Origin of the sequence: Rhodocyclus gracilis (assembly GCF_009617575.1) — a bacterium.
In the GTDB taxonomy this organism is placed as follows: domain Bacteria; phylum Pseudomonadota; class Gammaproteobacteria; order Burkholderiales; family Rhodocyclaceae; genus Rhodocyclus; species Rhodocyclus gracilis.
Genome location: NZ_WIXJ01000003.1, coordinates 151,432 through 171,156 on the forward strand (window position 1 = coordinate 151,432; position 19,725 = coordinate 171,156).

19 protein-coding genes are annotated in these 19,725 nt (G+C 65.3%); 15 read left to right on the top strand and 4 right to left on the bottom strand.

Annotated elements, in window-relative coordinates:
• Window positions 1–70 precede the first annotated feature (70 nt).
• From ilvD to GHK24_RS06595, 8 genes are all read left to right on the top strand, one after another.
• A complete protein-coding gene (gene ilvD / locus GHK24_RS06560) occupies window positions 71–1,924 on the top strand; it encodes a dihydroxy-acid dehydratase (protein WP_153470873.1) in 1,854 nt (617 codons plus the stop codon).
• Window positions 1,925–2,184: 260 nt separating this feature from the next.
• Window positions 2,185–4,332: a thioredoxin domain-containing protein gene (locus tag GHK24_RS06565; protein ID WP_153470876.1), complete on the top strand. Its 2,148-nt coding sequence runs from the start codon at window positions 2,185–2,187 to the stop codon at window positions 4,330–4,332.
• A 39-nt stretch (window positions 4,333–4,371) separates the two neighbouring features.
• Entirely contained in the window at window positions 4,372–4,713 is a 342-nt protein-coding gene (locus GHK24_RS06570) for a c-type cytochrome (protein WP_153470879.1), read from the top strand.
• 273 nt (window positions 4,714–4,986) lie between these two features.
• A complete protein-coding gene (locus GHK24_RS06575; protein ID WP_228384571.1) occupies window positions 4,987–6,195 on the top strand; it encodes a branched-chain amino acid ABC transporter substrate-binding protein in 1,209 nt (402 codons plus the stop codon).
• A gap of 143 nt (window positions 6,196–6,338) precedes the next feature.
• A complete protein-coding gene (locus tag GHK24_RS06580; RefSeq protein ID WP_153470885.1) occupies window positions 6,339–7,262 on the top strand; it encodes a branched-chain amino acid ABC transporter permease in 924 nt (307 codons plus the stop codon).
• Window positions 7,259–8,338, top strand: coding sequence for an ABC transporter permease subunit (locus tag GHK24_RS06585; protein WP_153470888.1), 1,080 nt, complete (start codon window positions 7,259–7,261; stop codon window positions 8,336–8,338). Before GHK24_RS06580 ends, GHK24_RS06585 begins: the two co-directional genes overlap by 4 nt.
• Entirely contained in the window at window positions 8,335–9,114 is a 780-nt protein-coding gene (locus tag GHK24_RS06590; RefSeq protein WP_153470891.1) for an ABC transporter ATP-binding protein, read from the top strand. Before GHK24_RS06585 ends, GHK24_RS06590 begins: the two co-directional genes overlap by 4 nt.
• Window positions 9,107–9,811: an ABC transporter ATP-binding protein gene (locus GHK24_RS06595; protein WP_228384572.1), complete on the top strand. Its 705-nt coding sequence runs from the start codon at window positions 9,107–9,109 to the stop codon at window positions 9,809–9,811. Before GHK24_RS06590 ends, GHK24_RS06595 begins: the two co-directional genes overlap by 8 nt.
• Window positions 9,812–9,875: 64 nt before the next feature.
• Here GHK24_RS06595 and GHK24_RS06600 read toward each other — a convergent pair whose 3' ends face one another.
• On the bottom strand, window positions 9,876–11,042 hold the full coding sequence (locus GHK24_RS06600; RefSeq protein WP_153470897.1) for an EAL and HDOD domain-containing protein: 1,167 nt from the start codon (window positions 11,040–11,042) through the stop codon (window positions 9,876–9,878).
• A gap of 9 nt (window positions 11,043–11,051) precedes the next feature.
• A complete protein-coding gene (locus tag GHK24_RS06605; protein WP_153470900.1) occupies window positions 11,052–12,092 on the bottom strand; it encodes a CDP-6-deoxy-delta-3,4-glucoseen reductase in 1,041 nt (346 codons plus the stop codon).
• A 38-nt stretch (window positions 12,093–12,130) separates the two neighbouring features.
• On the opposite strand from GHK24_RS06605, the gene GHK24_RS06610 reads away from it, so the two are divergent.
• The 3 genes from GHK24_RS06610 (at window position 12,131) to GHK24_RS06620 (ending at window position 14,729) form a co-directional block, all read left to right on the top strand.
• Window positions 12,131–13,012: an SDR family oxidoreductase gene (locus GHK24_RS06610; protein ID WP_340666123.1), complete on the top strand. Its 882-nt coding sequence runs from the start codon at window positions 12,131–12,133 to the stop codon at window positions 13,010–13,012.
• Window positions 13,012–13,425, top strand: coding sequence for a CopD family protein (locus tag GHK24_RS06615; protein ID WP_153470906.1), 414 nt, complete (start codon window positions 13,012–13,014; stop codon window positions 13,423–13,425). Before GHK24_RS06610 ends, GHK24_RS06615 begins: the two co-directional genes overlap by 1 nt.
• A 161-nt stretch (window positions 13,426–13,586) precedes the next feature.
• Window positions 13,587–14,729 (top strand): THUMP domain-containing class I SAM-dependent RNA methyltransferase, encoded by a 1,143-nt coding sequence (locus GHK24_RS06620; RefSeq protein ID WP_340666124.1) that lies wholly within the window; start codon window positions 13,587–13,589, stop codon window positions 14,727–14,729.
• Window positions 14,730–14,855: 126 nt separating this feature from the next.
• On the opposite strand, the gene GHK24_RS06625 is transcribed toward GHK24_RS06620, so the two are convergent.
• Entirely contained in the window at window positions 14,856–15,989 is a 1,134-nt protein-coding gene (locus GHK24_RS06625; protein WP_340666125.1) for a PilT/PilU family type 4a pilus ATPase, read from the bottom strand.
• Window positions 15,990–16,028: 39 nt separating this feature from the next.
• On the bottom strand, window positions 16,029–17,075 hold the full coding sequence (locus GHK24_RS06630) for a type IV pilus twitching motility protein PilT (protein ID WP_153470909.1): 1,047 nt from the start codon (window positions 17,073–17,075) through the stop codon (window positions 16,029–16,031).
• Window positions 17,076–17,170: 95 nt separating this feature from the next.
• Here GHK24_RS06630 and GHK24_RS06635 point away from each other — a divergent pair, with 95 nt between their 5' ends.
• Genes GHK24_RS06635 through GHK24_RS06650 form a run of 4 tightly spaced genes read left to right on the top strand, consistent with a single transcriptional unit; the run spans window position 17,171 to window position 19,602 of the window.
• Window positions 17,171–17,878: a YggS family pyridoxal phosphate-dependent enzyme gene (locus GHK24_RS06635; RefSeq protein ID WP_153470913.1), complete on the top strand. Its 708-nt coding sequence runs from the start codon at window positions 17,171–17,173 to the stop codon at window positions 17,876–17,878.
• 25 nt (window positions 17,879–17,903) lie between these two features.
• Window positions 17,904–18,728, top strand: a complete 825-nt coding sequence (gene proC / locus GHK24_RS06640; protein ID WP_153470916.1) for a pyrroline-5-carboxylate reductase — start codon at window positions 17,904–17,906, stop codon at window positions 18,726–18,728.
• Window positions 18,725–19,270, top strand: a complete 546-nt coding sequence (locus GHK24_RS06645; protein WP_153470919.1) for a YggT family protein — start codon at window positions 18,725–18,727, stop codon at window positions 19,268–19,270. The genes proC and GHK24_RS06645 overlap by 4 nt, the downstream gene beginning before the upstream one ends.
• A complete protein-coding gene (locus GHK24_RS06650; RefSeq protein ID WP_153470922.1) occupies window positions 19,270–19,602 on the top strand; it encodes a DUF167 domain-containing protein in 333 nt (110 codons plus the stop codon). The genes GHK24_RS06645 and GHK24_RS06650 overlap by 1 nt, the downstream gene beginning before the upstream one ends.
• Window positions 19,603–19,725: the final 123 nt, after the last annotated feature.

Sequence of the window (19,725 nt, forward strand, 5' to 3'; positions counted from 1 at the left end):
TCGGTAGAATTCGGGCTTCCCCGCGCCGCGCTGCTGCCGCGCCAATGACATATTGTTTCGGAGTTCAGCCATGCCTGCCTATCGTTCCCGCACCTCGACCCACGGTCGCAACATGGCCGGCGCGCGCGCTTTGTGGCGTGCCACCGGCGTCAAGGAAGGCGATTTCGGCAAGCCGATCATTGCCGTCGTCAATTCCTTCACGCAGTTCGTGCCGGGGCACGTGCATCTGAAGGATCTCGGCCAGCTGGTGGCGCGCGAGATCGAGGCGGCCGGCGGCATCGCCAAGGAATTCAACACCATCGCCATCGACGACGGCATCGCCATGGGCCACGACGGCATGCTCTATTCGCTGCCTTCTCGCGACCTGATCGCCGACTCGGTCGAGTACATGGTCAACGCGCACTGCGCCGACGCCATGGTGTGCATCTCCAACTGCGACAAGATCACGCCGGGAATGCTGATGGCGGCGATGCGCGTGAACATCCCGACGATCTTCGTCTCCGGTGGGCCGATGGAGGCCGGCAAGGTCGAATGGCAGGGCAAGACCATCGCCGTCGACCTGATCGACGCCATGATCAAGGCCGGCGACAGCAAGGTGTCCGATGCCGAACTCGATCAGTTCGAACGCTCCGCCTGCCCGACCTGCGGCTCGTGCTCCGGCATGTTCACCGCCAATTCGATGAACTGCCTGACCGAAGCCCTTGGCCTCTCGCTGCCCGGCAACGGCACCATCGTCGCCACGCACTTCGACCGCAAGGGGCTCTTCCTCGAAGCTGGCCGCCGCATCGTCGAACTCTGTCAGCGCTGGTACGAACAGGACGACGCGACGGTACTGCCGCGCGCCATCGCCGGCCGCGCCGCCTTTGAAAACGCCATGGCGCTCGACGTGGCGATGGGCGGTTCGACCAATACCGTGTTGCACCTGCTGGCGGCGGCGCAGGAAGCCGGCGTCGATTTCACCATGGCCGACATCGACCGCATCTCGCGCCGCGTGCCCTGCCTGTGCAAGGTGGCACCGGCGACGCAGCAGTACCACATCGAGGATGTGCATCGTGCCGGCGGCGTCTTCGGCATTCTTGGCGAACTCGACCGGGCCGGCCTCTTGCATCGCGATACGCCGACCGTTCACACCAAGACGCTCGGCGAGGCGCTCGATGTCTGGGATGCGATGCGCGCCCACGATCTGCGCATTTTCGAGTTTTACCGCGCCGCGCCCGGCGGTGTGCCGACGCAGCAGGCGTTTTCGCAGGAGCGGCGCTATCCGGAGCTGGATCTGGATCGTACGCAGGGCTGCATTCGCGATTTCGCCAACGCCTATACCCGCGAGGGCGGCCTTGCCGTGCTCTACGGCAACATTGCCGAAAACGGCTGTATCGTCAAAACCGCCGGCGTCGACGCCAGCATCTGGCACTTCTCCGGGCGTGCCCGCGTCTTCGAGAGCCAGGATGCGGCGGTCGAAGCGATTCTGGGCGATACGGTCGTTGCCGGCGACGTCGTCGTCATTCGCTACGAAGGGCCAAAGGGCGGGCCGGGCATGCAGGAAATGCTCTACCCGACTTCCTTCCTCAAGTCGAAGGGGCTCGGCAAAGCCTGCGCCTTGCTCACCGACGGCCGTTTCTCCGGTGGCACATCGGGCCTGTCGATTGGCCACGCCTCCCCGGAAGCCGCCGATGGCGGCGCCATCGGCCTCGTCGAGGAAGGCGACACGATCGAGATCGACATCCCCAATCGCAGCATCCGGCTCGCCGTCGCCGACGAAGAACTGGCGCGTCGGCGCACGCAGATGGAAGCGCGCGGCGACGCCGCCTGGCAGCCACTCAAGCGGCAACGCGTCGTCTCGCCGGCACTGCAAGCCTACGCGCTGATGGCGACCTCCGCCGACCGCGGCGCCGTGCGTGACGTGACGCAGATTCGCCGCCGCTAGACGGTCGCGCTTCGCTAAGCTCTGCTGAAGTTCTCCAGAGTTCTCTGACGTTCGCTCCCGCTGCACCCGCTACGCAGCTTATTGAGCCCTCCGCGGTGTTGCGTGCCTGACGCCTTCGGGCGTCGGCGCGCCGGCAGAGCCGCTGGCGTAATACGACCACTCCGGCACGGTCGAGTACGCCGGCGGGAACTCCCCCTGGCTCGCTACCGTCGACGAAAAAGCGTGGGTATTTCCCCGCGCCGTCACTGACGGAGCCGCCGATGTCCCGGCCACCGCACGCCGCAGCTGCCGCCGCTTCCCCCTCGCCGGCTTCCCGCCCCGCCAATCCTCGCCTCAGTCGCGAAACCTCGCCCTACCTGCGCCAGCACGCCGACAATCCGGTCGACTGGTATCCGTGGAACGCCGAGGCGCTCGCGCTGGCGCGAACAACGGCGCGGCCGATCCTGCTCTCCATCGGCTATTCGGCTTGCCACTGGTGCCACGTCATGGCGCATGAGTCCTTCGCCGACACGGCGACGGCGGCTTTGATGAATGCGCACTTCGTAAACATAAAAGTCGATCGCGAAGAGCGTCCCGACCTCGACCACATCTATCAGACGGCGCATCAGTTGATGACGGGCCGCCCCGGCGGCTGGCCGCTGACGCTCTTTCTGACGCCCGCTGGCGTGCCCATCTATGCTGGCACCTACTTTCCGCCGCGTCCGCGGCATGGCTTGCCGGCGTTTGCCGATGTGCTCACGAGCATTGCCAATGCCTGGCAGCAGCGGCGCGAGGAGATCGAAGCGCGTGGCCGCCAGTTTTGCCGCGTTCTCGCACACACCCTGCCCGATACGCCAACCGAGGCCCGCGATTTCATCGACGATCCCCTGTCGCTTGCCGTGACTGACCTCGCACACGCGTTCGATCCGCGCTGGGGCGGTTTTGGGGCGGCGCCGAAGTTTCCTCACGCCAGCGACCTTGATCTGCTACTGCTCGCCGGCACGCCCGCTGCGCTGTCGATGGCGACAACGACGCTGACGCGGATGGCCGACGGCGGTCTGTTCGATCAGTTGGGCGGTGGCTTCTACCGCTACAGCGTCGACGAGCGCTGGCAGATTCCGCACTTCGAAAAAATGCTCTACGACAACGCCCTGCTGCTGCGCGTCTATAGCGACGCCTGGGCCGTGACCGACGATGCGCGTTACCGCGAGATCGTCGTCGCGACGGCCGAGTGGGTGATGCGCGAGATGCAGTCGCCGTCGGGTGGCTATTTCGCTTCGCTCGATGCCGATGCGGCCGGCGAAGAGGGCGCTTTCTATGTCTGGCCGGCGGGCGAGATCGAGGCGTTGCTGAGCGCCGAGGAAGCCGCCGTCGCGTTGCCACATTGGGGGTTGAGCGGGCCGCCGAACTTTTTTGAAGGGGCCGCAGCCGGGTGCTGGCATCTGCGGGTGGCGACGCCTTTGCATGCCATTGCAGACGATCTTGGCATTTCACCGCAGGCGGCGCGGCAACGCCTCGATTCGGCGCGTGACACCTTGCGGGCGGCGCGCGCACGGCGTCCGGCACCTGCCCGCGACGAGAAGATTCTTGCCGGCTGGAATGCCCTGATGGTGGAGGCGATGCTGCACGCCGCCCGCGTCTTCGGGCGGCCGGAGTGGGCGCAGTCCGCGCGCCGCGCCTACGCGTTCGTGCGCCAATTCCTCTGGCGCGACAGGCGCCTCTACGCGGCGTGCGATGCGCAGGGCCAGGCGAGCGCCGCGATTGATGCGTGCCTCGACGACTACGCTTATTGGTTGGCGGCGACGCTGGAACTGTTGCAAGAATGCTACAGCAACGAAGATTTACTCTTTGCCAGCGCCGTGGCCGACGCGCTCGTTGACGCCTTCGAGGATCGGCCGCAAAGCGATCCCTCGGTAGCGCCGGCGCACGCCGGGTTTTTCTTTACCCGGCACGATCACGAAGCCTTGATCCTGCGACCGAAGCCAGCCCACGATAATGCGACACCCGCTGGCAACGGCGTCGCCGCCCGCGCCTTGCTGCGCCTCGGCCAGCTCTGCGGCGAGACGCGCTGGCAGGCGGCGGCGGAGGGCGTGCTGGCGCTCTTCCACGCGCCCGCACAGCATTCGCCGGCGGGTTTCGCCTCCTGGCTCATGGCGCTCCACGAGTGGCAACGCCCGCCTTCCCGTGTCGTGATTCGCGGTCCGGCGGCGTACTTTGCGCCCTGGCGGGCGGCGTTGAACGGTCGCTATTTGCCGGCCTGGCCATGCCTGTTCATCCCCAACGGAACGCCGAATCTGCCACCAGCGCTGGCCTTGCCGGAGTCTGATCATGTCAACGCCTGGGTCTGTGCGGGCGTTAAGTGCCTGCCTGCCATTTCCGGGGTGGCGGCGCTGCTTGAGGCGCTTTCCAAGCCCGGAAAAGTGAAATAATATCCGCGCGTTTCAAACCTATTACTTACGGAGTTCTCGATGAAAGCCATTTACGTTTCGCTACTCGTCGCGGCCGGCCTCGTTTCGGCCAGCGCACAAGCAGCCGACGAATCCGCGCTCGCCCAGACCAAGGGTTGTCTGGCCTGCCACAATCCGGAAAAGAAGGTCGTTGGCCCGGCGTACGGTTGGGTTGCGAAGAAGTACGCCGGCCAAGCCGGTGCAGAAGCCAAGCTCGTCGCCAAGGTGATGGCGGGCGGCCAAGGCGTCTGGGCGAAGCAACTGGGCGCCGAGATCCCGATGCCGGCTAATAACGTGACCAAGGAAGAAGCAACGCGCCTGGTCAAGTGGGTGCTGAGCCTGAAGCAAATCGATTACAAGTGAGCCCGTTTCGCTTGTAGAAGCCGGCCTCGGGCCGGCTTTTTTTTGGGCACCGATTTTGTGCGCCCTGTTTGGAATGGCCCTGCATTGCGTTGGTTTTTGGCGCACCGATTTTGTGCGTCATGATTTCTGCGTTATTTGTCGATGAATGCCCCTGTTCGTCGTATTGACAAGGCATCACCCGCTCCGCAGAATCGGCCGCTGAATTTCATTTTCCTTCATCGAATCACCCTTTCCCCTGGAGGTAACGTCATGCCGTTCTCGCGTGTTACTCGCATGTCCCTCGCTGTTGCCGCTGCCTTGGCGCTCGCCGCCTGTGGCGACAAGAAGGAAGAACCGGCCGCGCAGGCTGCCGCTCCCGCTACGCCGGCCGCGCAGCCGGAAGTGACGGTGAAGCTCGGCCACATCGCGCCGCTCACCGGCCCACAGGCTCACCTTGGCAAGGACAACGAAAACGGCGCGCGTCTGGCGGTCGACGAGTTGAACGCCAAGGGCCTCGAAATCGGCGGAGCCAAGGTCAAGTTCGAGCTCCTCGCCGAAGACGACCAGGCAGACCCGAAGCAAGGCACCATCGTTGCCCAGAAGCTGGTGGACGCGAAGGTTAACGGCGTCATCGGCCACCTCAACTCGGGCACGACGCTGCCGGCCTCGAAGATCTACGCCGATGCCGGAATCCCGCAAATCTCCGGTTCGGCGACCAATCCGAAGTACACGCAGCAAGGCTTTGCCACGGCGTTCCGTGTCATGGCCAATGACGTACAGCAAGGCCACGCACTCGGCGAATTCGCCGCGCAGGCCATCAAGGCGAAGACGGTCGCCATCATCGACGACCGCACCGCCTACGGCCAAGGGCTGGCGGATGAGTTCGAAAAGGCGGTCCTCGCCAACGGCGGCAAGGTGCTGGCACGTGAATTCACCAACGACAAGGCGACCGATTTCGCTGCCATCCTGACCAAGATCAAGTCGAAGAAGCCCGAAGTCGTCTTCTACGGCGGTATGGATTCGCAAGGTGGTCCGATGGTCAAGCAGCTGAAGTCGCTGGGCCTGAAATCGGTCTTCCTGACGGGGGACGGTGGCTGCACGCCCGAACTGATCAAGCTCGCCGGCGCGGCGGCCGAAGGCCAGTACTGCTCGCTGCCGGGTGTGCCTCTGGAAAAGATGGCGGGCGGTAAGGAATTCGGTGACAAGTTCACGGCCAAGTACGGCCAGATCCAGTTGTACGCACCGTATGTCTACGACTCCGTGATGGTCATGGCCGACGCCATGAAGCGCGCCAACTCGGTCGAGCCGGCCAAGTACCTGCCGGAAATCGGCAAGACCGAGTATCAGGGCGTGACCTCGAAGATCGTCTTTGACGGCAACGGCGACCTGAAGAACGGCGCGATCTCCCTGTATCAGGTCAAGGACGGCAAGTGGGAATACCTGCAAACGATCGGTGGCGATGCCGCTGCTGATGCCGCCGCTCCTGCTGGCGACAAGAAGTAAGACGCTGCCTGTTTGACGCGAACGGCGCCTTCGGGCGCCGTTCGCGTATCATTGCGCCCCGGTTACGCTTCGCGTCACATTCCCTTCTTTTTTTGTAACTTTCCGGTTTTTCCGGCTTTACCGACGATTGGCCACCGCCACCGATGGACATTTTTATTCAGCAAGTCATCAACGGTCTCGTCCTCGGCAGCATCTATGCGCTTGTGGCGCTAGGCTACACGATGGTTTACGGCATCATGGGTTTGATCAACTTCGCACACGGCGAAGTGGTCATGATCGGCGCCATGGTGGCGCTGACCGTCATCAGCATGCTCTCCGACAGCGGTTTGCCGGGCATCGTCATCGCCTTGATCGGCCTTGGCGCGGCCCTGCCCGTTTGCATGGGAACGGGTTTTGCCATTGAGCGCATCGCCTACCGGCCGCTGCGTCGCGCGCCAAAACTGGCGCCGCTGATCACCGCCATTGGCGTGTCGATCGTGCTGCAAAACCTCGCCATGCTGATCTGGGGGCGTAACTATCACGCTTTCCCGCCGATTCTGCCGACGTCGGAACACGAAATTTTCGGCGCGACGATCACTGGCCTGCAGATTGCCATCATCGTCATCGCCGCCCTGATGATGGCCGGCCTCATTCTGCTGGTGCAGCGTACCAAGCTCGGCCGCGCCATGCGGGCGACGGCGGAAAATCCGCCGATTGCCCAGTTGATGGGCGTCGACATCAACCGCGTCATTTCGCTGACCTTCGTCATCGGTTCGGCGCTGGCAGCGGTTGCCGGGCTCATGGTCAGCGCCAATTATTCGATTGCCCACTATTACATGGGCTTCATCCTTGGCCTCAAGGCGTTTACGGCGGCGGTGCTCGGCGGCATCGGCAACATCGCCGGTGCGATGCTCGGCGGCATTCTGCTGGGACTCATCGAGTCGCTGGGGGCGGGTTACATCGGTGATCTCACCGGTGGTTTTCTCGGGAGTCATTACCAGGACGTGTTTGCTTTCTTCGTTCTCATTTGTGTACTCGTCTTCCGTCCCTCGGGGCTGGTCGGCGAAAAGGTGGCGGAGCGCGCATGATCGACTTTGCTGCCCTCAAGCGCGATCGTCGCGCGGCCCTCGCGGCTACGGCCGGCCTGGGTGTTCTGCTGGCGCTGGCGCCCTTCCTCATCGGTGCGGCGGCGGGCGCCACGTGGTTGCGCATTCTCGACTTTGCGCTGCTCTACATCATGCTGGCGCTCGGCCTGAATATCGTCGTCGGCTTCGCCGGCCTGCTCGACATGGGTTACATCGCCTTCTATGGCGTGGGTGCCTATCTCTATGCCTTGCTGGCGAGTCCGCACTTCGGCCTGCATTGGCCGGTGTGGGCGATCCTGCCGACTGGCGCACTGGTCGCCGGCCTTTTCGGGGTGTTGCTGGGCGCGCCGACGCTGCGTTTGCGCGGTGACTATCTGGCCATCGTGACGCTGGGTTTCGGCGAGATCATCCGCATCTTCCTCAACAACCTGAACGCGCCGATCAACATCACCAACGGCCCGCAAGGGATTTCCGGCATCGACCCGATTCACTTCGGCAGTGTCTCGCTGGCCAAGCCCATCGATATTTTCGGGTTTTCCCTGCCGTCGCTGCACGCGTATTACTACCTCTTCCTGCTGCTCGCGCTCGGCATCGTTTTCGTCACCATCCGGCTGGAGAATTCGCGCATCGGCCGCGCCTGGGTGGCGATCCGCGAGGACGAAATCGCAGCCAAGGCTTGCGGCATCAACACGCGCAACATCAAGCTGCTCGCGTTCGCCATGGGCGCCTCCTTCGGCGGCGTCGCCGGTGGGCTGTTTGCCGGCTTCCAGGCCTTCGTCAGCCCCGAGTCCTTCAGCCTGATGGAGTCGGTCATGGTGTTGTGCATGGTGGTGCTCGGCGGCATGGGCAACATTTTCGGCGTCATTCTCGGCGGCGCGCTGCTGACCATCCTGCCGGAAGTGTTCCGTCATAGCGCCGGACCGGTGCAGCAGGCGATCTTCGGCAAGGTTCTGCTCGACCCCGAAGCCTTGCGCATGTTGCTGTTCGGGCTGGCGCTCATTGTCGTCATGCTTTATCGGCCCGCCGGTCTGTGGCCGTCGACTCGTCGCCGGCAGGAGTTCAAGGGGAGCGCAGCATGAGCGGAGTCGGCGAAATCCTTCTTGAGGCAAAGAACATCGGCAAGCACTTCGGCGGCGTTCGCGCGCTGCGCGACGTGTCGCTGACGATTCGCCGGGGCGAAATCTACGGTTTGATCGGCCCCAACGGTGCCGGCAAGACGACCTTCTTCAACTGTCTGACCGGGCTCTACACGCCGAATGGCGGCGAGTTGATGTTCGACGGCAAGAAGCTGCAGGCGAGCGCACCGCACAAGGCGGCGCAGCGCGGTATCGCGCGCACGTTCCAGAACATTCGCCTGTTCGGCAACATGACCGCCATGGAGAACATCATGGTCGGCCGCCACGTGCGGACGCGTACCGGGGTGATCGGCGCCGTGCTGCGCGATGCGCGGACGCGCGCCGAAGAAGCGGCGATCCGCCGGCGGGCTGAGGAGTTGCTGCACTACGTCGACATTGCGGATCGTGCCGACGATCTGGCGCGCAACCTTTCCTACGGGGATCAGCGCCGTCTGGAGATCGCCCGTGCGCTGGCGACCGACCCGCAACTGCTGGCGCTCGACGAGCCGGCGGCCGGGATGAATGGCACGGAAACCGAAGAACTGCGCGTGCTCATCGAGGGCATCCGTAACGACGGCGTGACGGTGCTGCTCATCGAGCACGACGTCAAACTGGTCATGGGGCTGTGCGACCGTGTCGCCGTGCTCGACTATGGCGCCAAAATCTGCGAGGACGTGCCGGCCGTGGTGCAGCACGATCCGCGCGTCATCGAAGCATATCTGGGAGGCGCCGTTGCTTGAGGTTACCGGACTCCGTGTCGCTTACGGCGGCATCCAGGCCGTTCGCGGCATCAACTTTCACGTCGCCGAAGGCGAGATGGTGGCGCTCATCGGCGCCAACGGCGCTGGCAAGACGAGTACGCTGAAAGCCTTGGCGCGTCTGCTCGACGCCGCCGGCGGTAGCGTTCGCTTTCGCGGTAAGGAAATCACCAACCTCGTTCCGCACGAGCTGGTGACGCAGGGCATCGCTCTGGTGCCGGAAGGGCGCGGTGTCTTCCCGCGCATGACCATCGTCGAAAACCTGCAGATGGGTGCCTACTGCCGCTCCGATCAGGCGGAGATCGAGGCGGACATCGAGCGCATGTTCTCGTATTTTCCGCGTCTCAAGGAGCGTGCGCGGCAGCTGGCCGGCACCATGTCGGGCGGCGAGCAGCAGATGCTGGCGATTGGCCGCGCCCTGATGAGCCGGCCGAAGATGCTCCTGCTCGACGAACCGTCGATGGGCCTGGCGCCGATCATGGTGCAGAAGATCTTCGAGGTCATCCGCATTGTCGCCAGCGAAGGCATGACGACGCTGCTCGTCGAGCAGAACGCCAAGCTGGCGCTGGAAACCAGCCAGCGTGGCTACGTCATGGAAAGCGGCGAAATCACGCTTTCCGGCGAGGCTTCGGCACTGCTGGCCGACCCGAAAGTTCGCGCCGCCTATCTCGGCGAATAGGCGAGATTGCCGCGCGGCAGCCGCCGCGCAGGGGGCGCTCAGGCGAACGCACAGGTGGTTGCGCTCAGAAATCCATGGCGTCGGCGAAACACAACGCGGCCAGCTGCGCTCTATTGAGCCGGTCGGCGCTGATGCCGAGTGCTTCGGCGCGAGCCGCGAGTGTCGGCCGGTCGTTCCCCTCGCAGGCCAGCGCCAGTGCGAGGAAGGGCGCGTAAGCGCCGCCACGGCCGAGCAGGGCGTCACCGATGGGCGTCGGCAGATGCATCGCCGCCAGCGCTTTTCCCATGCTGACGCCGAGCAGCGCGTCGAGGAGCGAGAAGGCGCCGGTGATGAACAGGCTGTCGTACTCCTGCGGCTCGACCCGGCCGTGCGCCAGCAACTCCATCAGGCGCGCGCGTGTCAGCGAGGTGTGCGTCAGCGCCTGCGCCGCGTGTGAGTGGCTCGCCGAGGCGAGCAGCAGCGACAGCCATTTGTTCAGCTTTTCGTAGCCGAGGATCGAGACGGCATGGCGGAAAGACTGGATTTCGCAGGACAGTCCGAAGCTGGCCGAATTCATGTGGCGCAGCAGTCGATAGGTCAGCGTGACGTCTTGCTTTAGCGCCGTTTCGATTTCGCGGATGTCGGCATTGCTGCGCACGAGATTGAGGACGCGGATGATGTGCGCCTGATCCGGGCTGAGGTCTTGCGTCGGCGCGATGCTCGGCGAGGTGAAGAACCAACTGGCCGCGGCGGTGGCGCCAGCGTTCAGCGCACTCTTGAACTGTGCTTCGTCGGCAACTTCCATGACAAGCGGCGTGCTACCGTGCGGCAGCGCGCGCACCTGCGCGCTCAGCTCGTCCGGCGTGAGTTCGCCGGCATTGAAGGCATGGTACTGAATCGGTGCGAAGAGTTGGGTGTTGTCCGCTGGCGAGCCGCCGTGGACGAGGCAGAGCGCCGGCTGGCGGCGGCTCAGGGCGGCGGTCAGCGCGCTGGCGCGTCCGTCGCTGAAGGCGGCGCCAGGAAACTCCAGGGCGACATTGTCGGGGATGTCCCATTCCAGCAGTCGGGCGTCTGCGTTCGGGCAGGCAACAAGGAGCGGGCGTTCGCCCTGCGGCAGGTTGCCCGTGAGCGCCGTGAGCATACGCACCGCCTCGCTCGTGCCTTCTGCACCGGGGTGCAGGCACAGGCGCAGCGCAACGATGCGGTGCTGCCGGTCGATGAGTGGCTGGCGGGTGATCAGAACGTCAGGCATGGGCGGGGCTCAGAGAGTGGGCGGCGCACTGGCACCGGCGTGGGCAGGGGTGAAAGCGTCGGCGAAGAATTCGTGCTCCGGCAGGTGGCCTTGCTCGATCAGATCGCGGCGAGCCGCGTCGACCATGGCTGGCGAGCCGCAGACGTAGGCTTGATAGGCGGAGAGGTCGGGCAGATCGGCGAGCGCCGCGCGGTGCACCAGACCCAGTCGTCCCGTCCAGTGATCAGCAGCGCAGGCTTCCGACAGCACCAGGACGTAACGGATGTGCGCGTGCTTTGCCGCCCAGTGTTCGGGGAGGTCGCCGAGGTAGAGGTCTGCCCGTCGCCGACCTCCCCAGTAGAGAGCGATCGGTCGCGAAAGTCCGCGCGCAATCGCCTGTTCGACGATGGATTTGATCGGCGCGAAACCAGCACCGCCAGCGATCAGCAGCAGCGGCTTGTCGGAGTCTTCGCGCAGATAGAAGCTGCCGTGCGGGCCGTTGATGCGCAGGATGTCGCGTTCGGCGAGGCGGGAAAAGACGCGCTCGGTAAACACACCGCCGTCAACATGGCGGATGTGCAGTTGCAGGAGTGTGCCGTCAGCGGGGGCGTTAGCCAGCGAGTAGCTGCGCCGCCGGCCGTCAGCCAGCAGGATGTCGATATACTGGCCAGCGAAAAAATCGAGGCGCTCGCTGGCCGGCAGTTTCAACTCGACAATCATGATGTCCGGTGCAGCCCGTTGCAGGCGATGCACGCGTGCCGGCAGCGTGCGTGGCGGGATGTCGCGGCTCGTGCTGGCCGTGCGTACGGCGACGACGAGATCGCTGCGGGCGTACGCGCGGCAGAGGAGGACGCTGCCGGCAGCGCGATCCGCAGCGCTCAAGGCCTGCTCGCGCACGGCGCCATGCTCGACGGTGCCGGCAAGAACCTTGCCCCGACAGGCGCCGCAGACGCCGTCGCGGCAGCCGTGCGGCAGGAAGACGCCCTGACGCAGCGCGGTATCGAGGATCGTTTCGTCGGGCGCGGCGAAAAACTGCTGGCCGCCGGGCTGGATACTGACCGCAAACTGCATCGAGCCTCCGTCTGCCCTGAATCCGGTAAAATCCGCCGGTGCAGAACTTGTTGATTGTCGGATGCGGCGATGTGGCTCGCCGCGCCTTGCCCACCCTGACATCTCGCTACCGCGTGCTGGCGCTGTTGCGCGATCCGGCCAAGTGCGCCCTGTGGCGGGCCGCCGGCGCGATTCCGGTGCCCGGCGATCTGGATGCTCCGCGTAGCCTTGCGCGCATTGCCGGTCTGGCGGATCTCGTGCTGCATCTGGCGCCACCTGGCGACAGTGGCGTCATTGATTTACGCACTCGTCGTTTAATTTCAGCACTTTCGCATAGTCGCAGCTTACCACGCCGCCTCGTGTACATAAGCACCAGCGGCGTCTATGGCGACTGTGCTGGCGCGCTGATCGACGAAACGCGAGAGGCGCGTCCGCAAACCCCACGAGCCTGTCGGCGTCTTGATGCCGAGCAGCAATTGCGTGCTTTCGGACGGCGCCACCAGTTGAATGTCAGCATCCTGCGTGCGCCCGGCATCTATGCCGCCGACCGGCTGCCGCTGGAGCGTTTGCGGGCGGGGATGCCGGTCTTGCTGGCGGAGGATGACGTGTTTACCAACCACATCCACGCCGACGATCTCGCGGCTATGGCGGTGGCTGCGTTGCGGCGCGCTTTGCCCGGCCGCGTTTACAATGCGTGCGACGATGCGCCGACGAAGATGGCCGATTATTTCGACATCGTCGCTGATCGCTTCGGTGTGCCGCGCGCGCCGCGTCTGGCGCGTGACGAGGCGCGGCAGCGCCTGTCGCCGGCCTCGTGGTCGTTCATGAGCGAATCGCGCCGCCTCGTCAACCGGCGCATCAAGAAGGAACTCCAGATCCGTCTGCGTCACCCTCGTGTCGAGGATGGCGTGCTGGCGGCCTGGCATGAAAGGAATCCGTAATGCTTGTCGTCAAGGCCCTGCACATTTCGATGGTCATCGCCTGGTTTGCCGGTTTGTTCTATCTGCCGCGCATTTTCGTCAATCTGGCCATGGTCGATGGCGCCAGCTCCGAGCGCGACCGACTGCTGCTGATGGCGGGCAAGCTCTTTCGCTTCATGACGCCCTTGGGCGTCCTGGCGGTCGCCTTCGGGCTCTGGTTGTGGCTGGGCTACGGGTTCGCCGGGGGCTGGCTGCACGCCAAGATGGCACTCGTCGCCGTGCTCGTGATCTACCACCTGTATTGCGGGCGTCTGCTGGCCGCGTTTCGCGCCGGGCGCAACGTGCGCGGCCACGTCTGGTTTCGCTGGTTCAACGAGATGCCGGTGCTGCTGATGTTTGCCATCGTCTTCCTGGTCGTGCTCAAGCCTTTCTGAGCGTTAAAGTTTTCTACTTCGCCCCTTAACTTACCGTCAGGGCTATCGCTGACGCTGCCCCGGCGTAACGCCGCCCCGGCCATAAGGCGGCGCCTTCCTTTTCCCCACGGGCCGGTGGCGCAGCGCGCCACGCCCGCCAACCCCGAAAGCGAGTCTTCGCCGTGGAAAAATTTTTTGCCAGTTGCCCGCGTGGCCTGGAAGCCCTGCTGGTCGAGGATCTCGCTGCCTGTGGCGCTCGTGACATCACTACCTTGCCGGGCGGCGCGCATTTTTGCGGCGACTGGGCGTCCTGTTACGCGGCGAACCTGCATTCGCGTATCGCCACGCGCATTGTCTGGCGGGTTGCGGATGGCGCGTATGCGCGCGAGGATGACATCTATCAGCTGGCGCTGGCGGTGCCGTGGTCCCGCCTCTTTGTTGCCGAACGGACGATTCGCGTCGACGTGACGGCCGTCAAGAGTCCGCTGAAAAGCCTCGAATTCATCACCCTGCGCATCAAGGATGCCGTCTGCGACCGCTTCCGCCAGGAGGCCAACGCGCGGCCGAGCGTCGACACGCGGACGCCGGATGTGCGGATTTCCGCCTTCCTGACAGCGGATCGCTGCACGCTGTATGTCGACACCTCCGGCGCGCCGCTGTACCAGCGGGGTTTGCGTCAGAAGTCGGTCGAGGCGCCGCTCAAGGAAAACCTCGCCGCCGGGATTCTGCGGCTGTCGGGCTGGCAGCCGGGAACGCCTTTGCTCGACCCGATGTGTGGCAGCGGCACCTTCCTGCTCGAAGCGGCGCAGCGGGCCTTGAACGTGGCGCCGGGAGCGCGGCGCGAATTCGGCTTCATGCGCCTGTCGGGCTTCGACGCCGCTGCGTGGACGAAACTGCTGGCCGCGGCGCGTGCCGCCGAGCGCCCGGCGGCGCCCGCCCAGCTCTTTGGCGCCGACCGCGATCCGGTGGCCGTGCGTGCGGCGCTGGCCAATCTCGACCGCGCCGGCCTGCTCGATGCCGTGGAGTTGATCACCGAAGACGTGCTCGACGTCGCCGCGCCGACGTCGGCGGGCGTCATGATCGCCAACCCGCCGTACGGCGAACGGCTGTCGGAGCTTGAAGACCTGGCGGCGTTTTACCCGCAGTTGGGCAGCGCGCTCAAGCGCAATTTTGCCGGCTGGAACTGCTATTTCTTTACCGCCGATACGCGCATGCCGAAACTGATGCGCCTGTCGCCGAGCCGCAAGACGCCGCTCTTCAATGGCGCGCTCGAATGCCGTCTCTACGAGTTCAAGATGGTGGCGGGCAGCAATCGCCCCGCGTAGGCGCGCATTGAGGCGCGCTGGGCCGCGTTAGTCACCTTCAGCTTGAGCGATTTGCCCCGTGGGTTTCCGCGTGCGTCGGAGTACGGGGGGCTGGCTTGCGGCTAGGCGGGGCCGCGCCGCAGCCCTCTAGACGAGCCCGAGCTGGTCGAAGCCCGGTGAGGGCTCACTCGCGCGCGCGCTGCCGGCGAGCTTGATCTGCAAGCGCAGATCGTTGACGGAGTCGGCATGGCGCAAGGCGTCTTCGTAGCCGATAAGGTCGGCGGTGTACAGGTCGAAGAGCGCCTGATCGAAGGTCTGCATGCCGAGTTCGCGCGATTTCTTCATCGCTTCCTTGAGGCTGTGCACCTCGCCCTTGAAGATCAGATCGGCGACGAAAGGTGAGTTGAGCAGGATTTCGATGGCGGCGACGCGGCCCTCGCCGTCAAGACGTGGCAGCAGGCGCTGCGAGACGAAGGCGCGCAGGTTGAGCGACAGATCCATCAGCAACTGCGCCCGCCGCTCCTCGGGGAAGAAATTGATGATGCGGTCGATGGCCTGATTGGCGCTGTTCGCGTGCAGCGTCGCCAGACACAGGTGGCCGGTCTCGGCGAAGGCGATGGCGTAGTCCATGGTCTCGCGGTCGCGGATTTCGCCCATCAGGATGACGTCGGGCGCCTGACGCAGCGTGTTCTTCAGGGCGGCACCCCAGGAGTCGGTATCGACGCCGATTTCGCGCTGCGTGACGATGCAGTTCAGATGCGCGTGCACGTACTCGATCGGGTCTTCGAGCGTGATGATGTGGCCGAAGCTGTGTCGGTTGCGGTGGTCGACCAGCGCTGCCAGCGAGGTCGTCTTGCCCGTCCCCGTGCCGCCAACGAAGATCACCAGCCCGCGCGTACTCAGGGCGGTGTCCTTCAGCACGGCCGGCAATTGCAGGGCATCGAGCGTCGGGATCGCCGTGTTGATGGTGCGGCAGACGAGCGCAACGCGCCCCTGCTGGACCAGCGCATTGATGCGAAAACGGCCGATGTCCTCGGGGGCGATGGCGAAATTGCATTCCTTGCTGGTCGCGAACTCGGCGGCCTGTCGCTCGTTCATCAGCGCGCGCGCCAGCGCGGCGGTATCGCTGGGCGAAAGTGGCGTCTCGCTCTGTGGCCGGATGGCGCCGTCGCGTTTGATCGCCGGCGGGAAGCCGGCAGTGAGAAAGAGGTCGGAGCCACCCACGGCCGTCATCTGGCGTAGCAGCGGGTGGAGGAAGGCGAGAGCCTGATCGTGCGTCACGGGAATGCCTTTCGCGCGCGGTGGCGCCGGGCGGCGCGCTCAGGCGCCGGGGAAACTGTCTTTGTTGACGGCTTTGCTGCGCGCTTCGGCGGGCGTGACGCGCTGCCGGCGCACGAGGTCGAGCAGGGACTGGTCGAGCGTCTGCATGCCGAACTGCTGCCCGGTCTGGATTGCCGAGTACATCTGTGCCGTCTTGTTTTCGCGGATCAGGTTACGGATGGCAGGCGTGGTGATCATGATTTCGTGGGCAGCGACACGACCGTCGCCCTCGCGTGTTTTGAGCAGCGTCTGCGCGATCACGGCGCGCAGCGACTCGGAGAGCATCGTTCGCACCATTTCCTTTTCGGCGGCGGGAAAGACGTCGACGATGCGATCAACGGTTTTTGCGGCGCTCGACGTGTGCAGTGTGCCGAATACCAGATGGCCGGTCTCGGCGGCCGAGAGCGCCAGCCGGATCGTCTCCAGATCGCGCATTTCACCGACCAGAATGACGTCGGGGTCTTCGCGCAAGGCCGAACGCAGCGCGTTGCTGAACGACCGCGTGTGCGGGCCGACTTCACGCTGGTTGATCAGGCACTTCTTCGGCTCGTGCACGAATTCGATGGGGTCTTCGACGGTCAGGATATGGCCGAAGGCCTTTTCGTTGACGTGATCGACCATCGCCGCCAGCGTCGTCGATTTGCCTGAGCCGGTCGGCCCGGTGACGAGGACGAGGCCGCGCGGGGACTCGGCAATATCGGCAAAGATGCGCGGACAGCCCAACTCCTCAAGGCTTTGCACCGTCACCGGAATGGTGCGGAAGACGGCGCCGGCACCGCGCTGCTGGACGAAGGCGTTCACGCGGAAACGCGCGAGGCCGGGGATGGCGAAGGAGAAATCGCACTCCAGCGTCGCTTCGTACTGCTTGCGCTGGGCGTCGTTCATGATGTCGTACACCAGCGCATGCACGTCCTGATGCGACATCGCCGGCAGGTTGATGCGGCGGACGTCGCCGTGCACGCGGATCATTGGCGGCATGCCGGCCGACAGGTGCAGGTCGGAGGCAGCATTTTTGACACCGAAAGCGAGAAGTTCGGAGATTTCCATCGGGCGGGTTTTCCTCGGAAAGGGGCGATGCCGCCCGCGGCAGGACGGGACATGGCGCGGTGCTATACTCGCGCCATCCCTTGCGCCGCCTGATTATGACTAGAATCGCCGCCAACCTGCAAGCCGTGCGCCAGCGCATCGCTGCTGCCGAACATGCCTTTTCTCGTGCGCCGGGATCGGTGCGTTTGCTGGCGGTGAGCAAGACCTGGCCCGCCGAGTGTGTGCGCGAAGCGCTCGATGCCGGTCAGCTCGCTTTTGGCGAAAGCTACGTGCAGGAGTCGCTGGCGAAGATCGCCTCGCCGCTGCTGGAAACCCCCGCGCTGGCGCCGATCGAGTGGCACTTCATCGGTCCGCTGCAAAGCAACAAGACGCGTCAGGTCAGTGAGCACTTCGCCTGGGCGCATTCGGTGGATCGCCTGAAGATCGCCGAGCGCCTGTCGGCGCAGCGTCCTGCGGTCTTGCCGCCCCTGTCGGTGTGTCTGCAAGTCAACGTCAGTGGCGAAGCCAGCAAGAGCGGCGTTGCGCCGGCGGAAGTACGTGACCTCGCCCGTCGCCTCGCCGACTTGCCGCGCCTGCATCTGCGCGGCTTGATGGCGATTCCGGCGCCGGGCGACGACTTTGCCGCGCAGCGCGCGCCGTTTGCTCAGGTTCGCGAGCTGTACGAGCAACTGCGTGGCGACGGGCTGGCGCTCGATACGCTGTCGATGGGCATGTCGCATGACATCGAGGCGGCCATCGCCGAGGGGGCGACTCTGGTGCGCGTTGGCAGCGCAATTTTTGGTGCTCGCCCGGTGTCGGGCTGAGCGCCGCTATTACGGAAATCCACTCATGAAAATTACCTTTGTCGGCGGCGGCAACATGGCGACCGCTCTGATCGGCGGCTTGCTGAAAACCGGACAGGCGCCGGAGAAGCTCTCTGTGATCGAAATCTCGCCGGAAGGGCGGGCTCGTCTGGAACAGAACTTCGGCGTGCGCACCTACGCGGCGCCCGAGGCGGCGGCGCTTGCCGGCGATGTCGTGCTGCTGGCGGTGAAGCCGCAGCATGCGCGCGAGGTTTGCGCCACGCTGGCGCCCTTTCTCGGTGAGACCGTGCTGGTGAGCATTGCCGCTGGCATTCGCGTTGCCGATCTGTCGCGCTGGCTCGGTGGTCACTCGCGCGTGGTGCGCGCCATGCCGAACACGCCGGCGCTGATCGGTGCGGGCGTCACCGGCTTGTACGCGTCGGCAGCGGTGACGCCGCACGAGCGTGCGCTGGCCGAGCGCATTCTGGCAGCGGCCGGCGAAACGCTGTGGGTGCGCGACGAGACACAGATCGACGCGGTGACGGCAGTTTCCGGTAGTGGCCCGGCGTATCTCTTCCTGCTGGTCGAAGCGATGCAGCAGGCGGCGAGCGAGTTGGGCCTCAGCGCCGAGGCGGGACGTCGGCTGGCGGTCGGCACCGTGCTGGGCGCGGCGCAGTTGGCGGCGCAGACCGGCGAGCCGGCCAGCGTCCTGCGTGAGCGCGTGACGTCCAAGGGCGGCACGACCGCTGCCGCTCTGGCCGTCATGGCGGAGCGTTGCGTCAAGGAAGGCATCGTCGCCGGCGTGCTCGCCGCCGATGAGCGCAGCCGCGAACTGGGCGACCAGTTGGGCCATCAAGGCGAGGCGGCATGAGCGCCCTGTCGCAGGCGGGGATGTTCCTGCTCGACACGCTGCTCGGCTTTTTCAGCGCGGCCTTGCTGCTGCGCTTTTTCATGCAGGCGTTTCGCGTTTCGTTCGCCAACCAGATCGGCGCTTTCGTCGTGCAATTGACGAACTGGCTGGTCAAGCCCTTGCGGCGTGTCCTGCCGGGATTGTTTGGCTTCGATCTGGCGAGCCTCCTGCCGGTGCTGGTGGCGCAGATGCTCCTGGTGCTGGCGACGGTGGCCTTGCGCGGCGGGCTGGTGGCCATACCGCCCGAAACGCTGGCGCTAGTCGTCATCTGGCAGGGCGTGCTGGCAACGTTGCGGCTGACGCTCTACCTGCTCGTCGGCGCTTTGCTGGTGCAGGCGATACTCTCGTGGGTGGCGCCGTACTCGCCACTGGCGCAACCGCTGGCGCAGGTGACGCGCCCCATCCTTGGGCCGATCCGTCGGGTCGTGCCGCCGGTCGCCGGCATCGATCTGTCGCCCTTGCTGGCGCTGGTGATCGTTCAGCTTCTGCTGTTTTTCCTCTGATGACCGCTTGGCTGCAAAACGCGGCCGCCGAGTCGGAGTGTGATAGCGCGCGGTTGCGCGTCATCCTGACCCTGCATATTCAGCCGGGAGCGAAGAAAAGCGAGGTCGCCGGCGAGCACGGTGATGCGCTGAAAATCCGGCTGGCGGCGCCGCCGGTCGACGGGCGGGCCAATGCCGCGCTTCTCGACTTTCTCGCCGCGCGCCTGGCGCTGCCGAAGGCGGCGCTGACGCTGAAGAGCGGCCAATCGAGCCGGCGCAAACGCGTCGAAGTCGTCAGCGCTGCCGGTGGCCTGACGCCAGCGTCCGTGGCGGCGCGTCTGCTCGGCAACTAGCGTACGGCGGCGGAACGGTCCGGCCCGGCCCGTTTTGCCGGGCGATCTTTTCCTTGCGCCATCCCTTGGCCGTTCGGCCGGCAGGCGAGCGGCGAGTGCTTGCTCGTGCCGGCCGCCTCCTGC

Excerpts from the sequence above, each read along its gene's own strand:
- ilvD (WP_153470873.1), top strand. The coding sequence starts at position 71 with ATGCCTGCCTATCGTTCCCGCACCTCGACCCACGGTCGCAACATGGCC.
- GHK24_RS06580 (WP_153470885.1), top strand. The coding sequence starts at position 6,339 with ATGGACATTTTTATTCAGCAAGTCATCAACGGTCTCGTCCTCGGCAGC.
- GHK24_RS06585 (WP_153470888.1), top strand. The coding sequence starts at position 7,259 with ATGATCGACTTTGCTGCCCTCAAGCGCGATCGTCGCGCGGCCCTCGCG.
- GHK24_RS06575 (WP_228384571.1), top strand. The coding sequence starts at position 4,987 with ATGTCCCTCGCTGTTGCCGCTGCCTTGGCGCTCGCCGCCTGTGGCGAC.
- GHK24_RS06570 (WP_153470879.1), top strand. The coding sequence starts at position 4,372 with ATGAAAGCCATTTACGTTTCGCTACTCGTCGCGGCCGGCCTCGTTTCG.
- GHK24_RS06645 (WP_153470919.1), top strand. The coding sequence starts at position 18,725 with ATGAGCGCCCTGTCGCAGGCGGGGATGTTCCTGCTCGACACGCTGCTC.
- GHK24_RS06635 (WP_153470913.1), top strand. The coding sequence starts at position 17,171 with ATGACTAGAATCGCCGCCAACCTGCAAGCCGTGCGCCAGCGCATCGCT.
- GHK24_RS06630 (WP_153470909.1), bottom strand. The coding sequence starts at position 17,075 with ATGGAAATCTCCGAACTTCTCGCTTTCGGTGTCAAAAATGCTGCCTCC.
- GHK24_RS06615 (WP_153470906.1), top strand. The coding sequence starts at position 13,012 with ATGCTTGTCGTCAAGGCCCTGCACATTTCGATGGTCATCGCCTGGTTT.
- proC (WP_153470916.1), top strand. The coding sequence starts at position 17,904 with ATGAAAATTACCTTTGTCGGCGGCGGCAACATGGCGACCGCTCTGATC.
- GHK24_RS06600 (WP_153470897.1), bottom strand. The coding sequence starts at position 11,042 with ATGCCTGACGTTCTGATCACCCGCCAGCCACTCATCGACCGGCAGCAC.
- GHK24_RS06565 (WP_153470876.1), top strand. The coding sequence starts at position 2,185 with ATGTCCCGGCCACCGCACGCCGCAGCTGCCGCCGCTTCCCCCTCGCCG.
- GHK24_RS06650 (WP_153470922.1), top strand. The coding sequence starts at position 19,270 with ATGACCGCTTGGCTGCAAAACGCGGCCGCCGAGTCGGAGTGTGATAGC.
- GHK24_RS06605 (WP_153470900.1), bottom strand. The coding sequence starts at position 12,092 with ATGCAGTTTGCGGTCAGTATCCAGCCCGGCGGCCAGCAGTTTTTCGCC.
- GHK24_RS06590 (WP_153470891.1), top strand. The coding sequence starts at position 8,335 with ATGAGCGGAGTCGGCGAAATCCTTCTTGAGGCAAAGAACATCGGCAAG.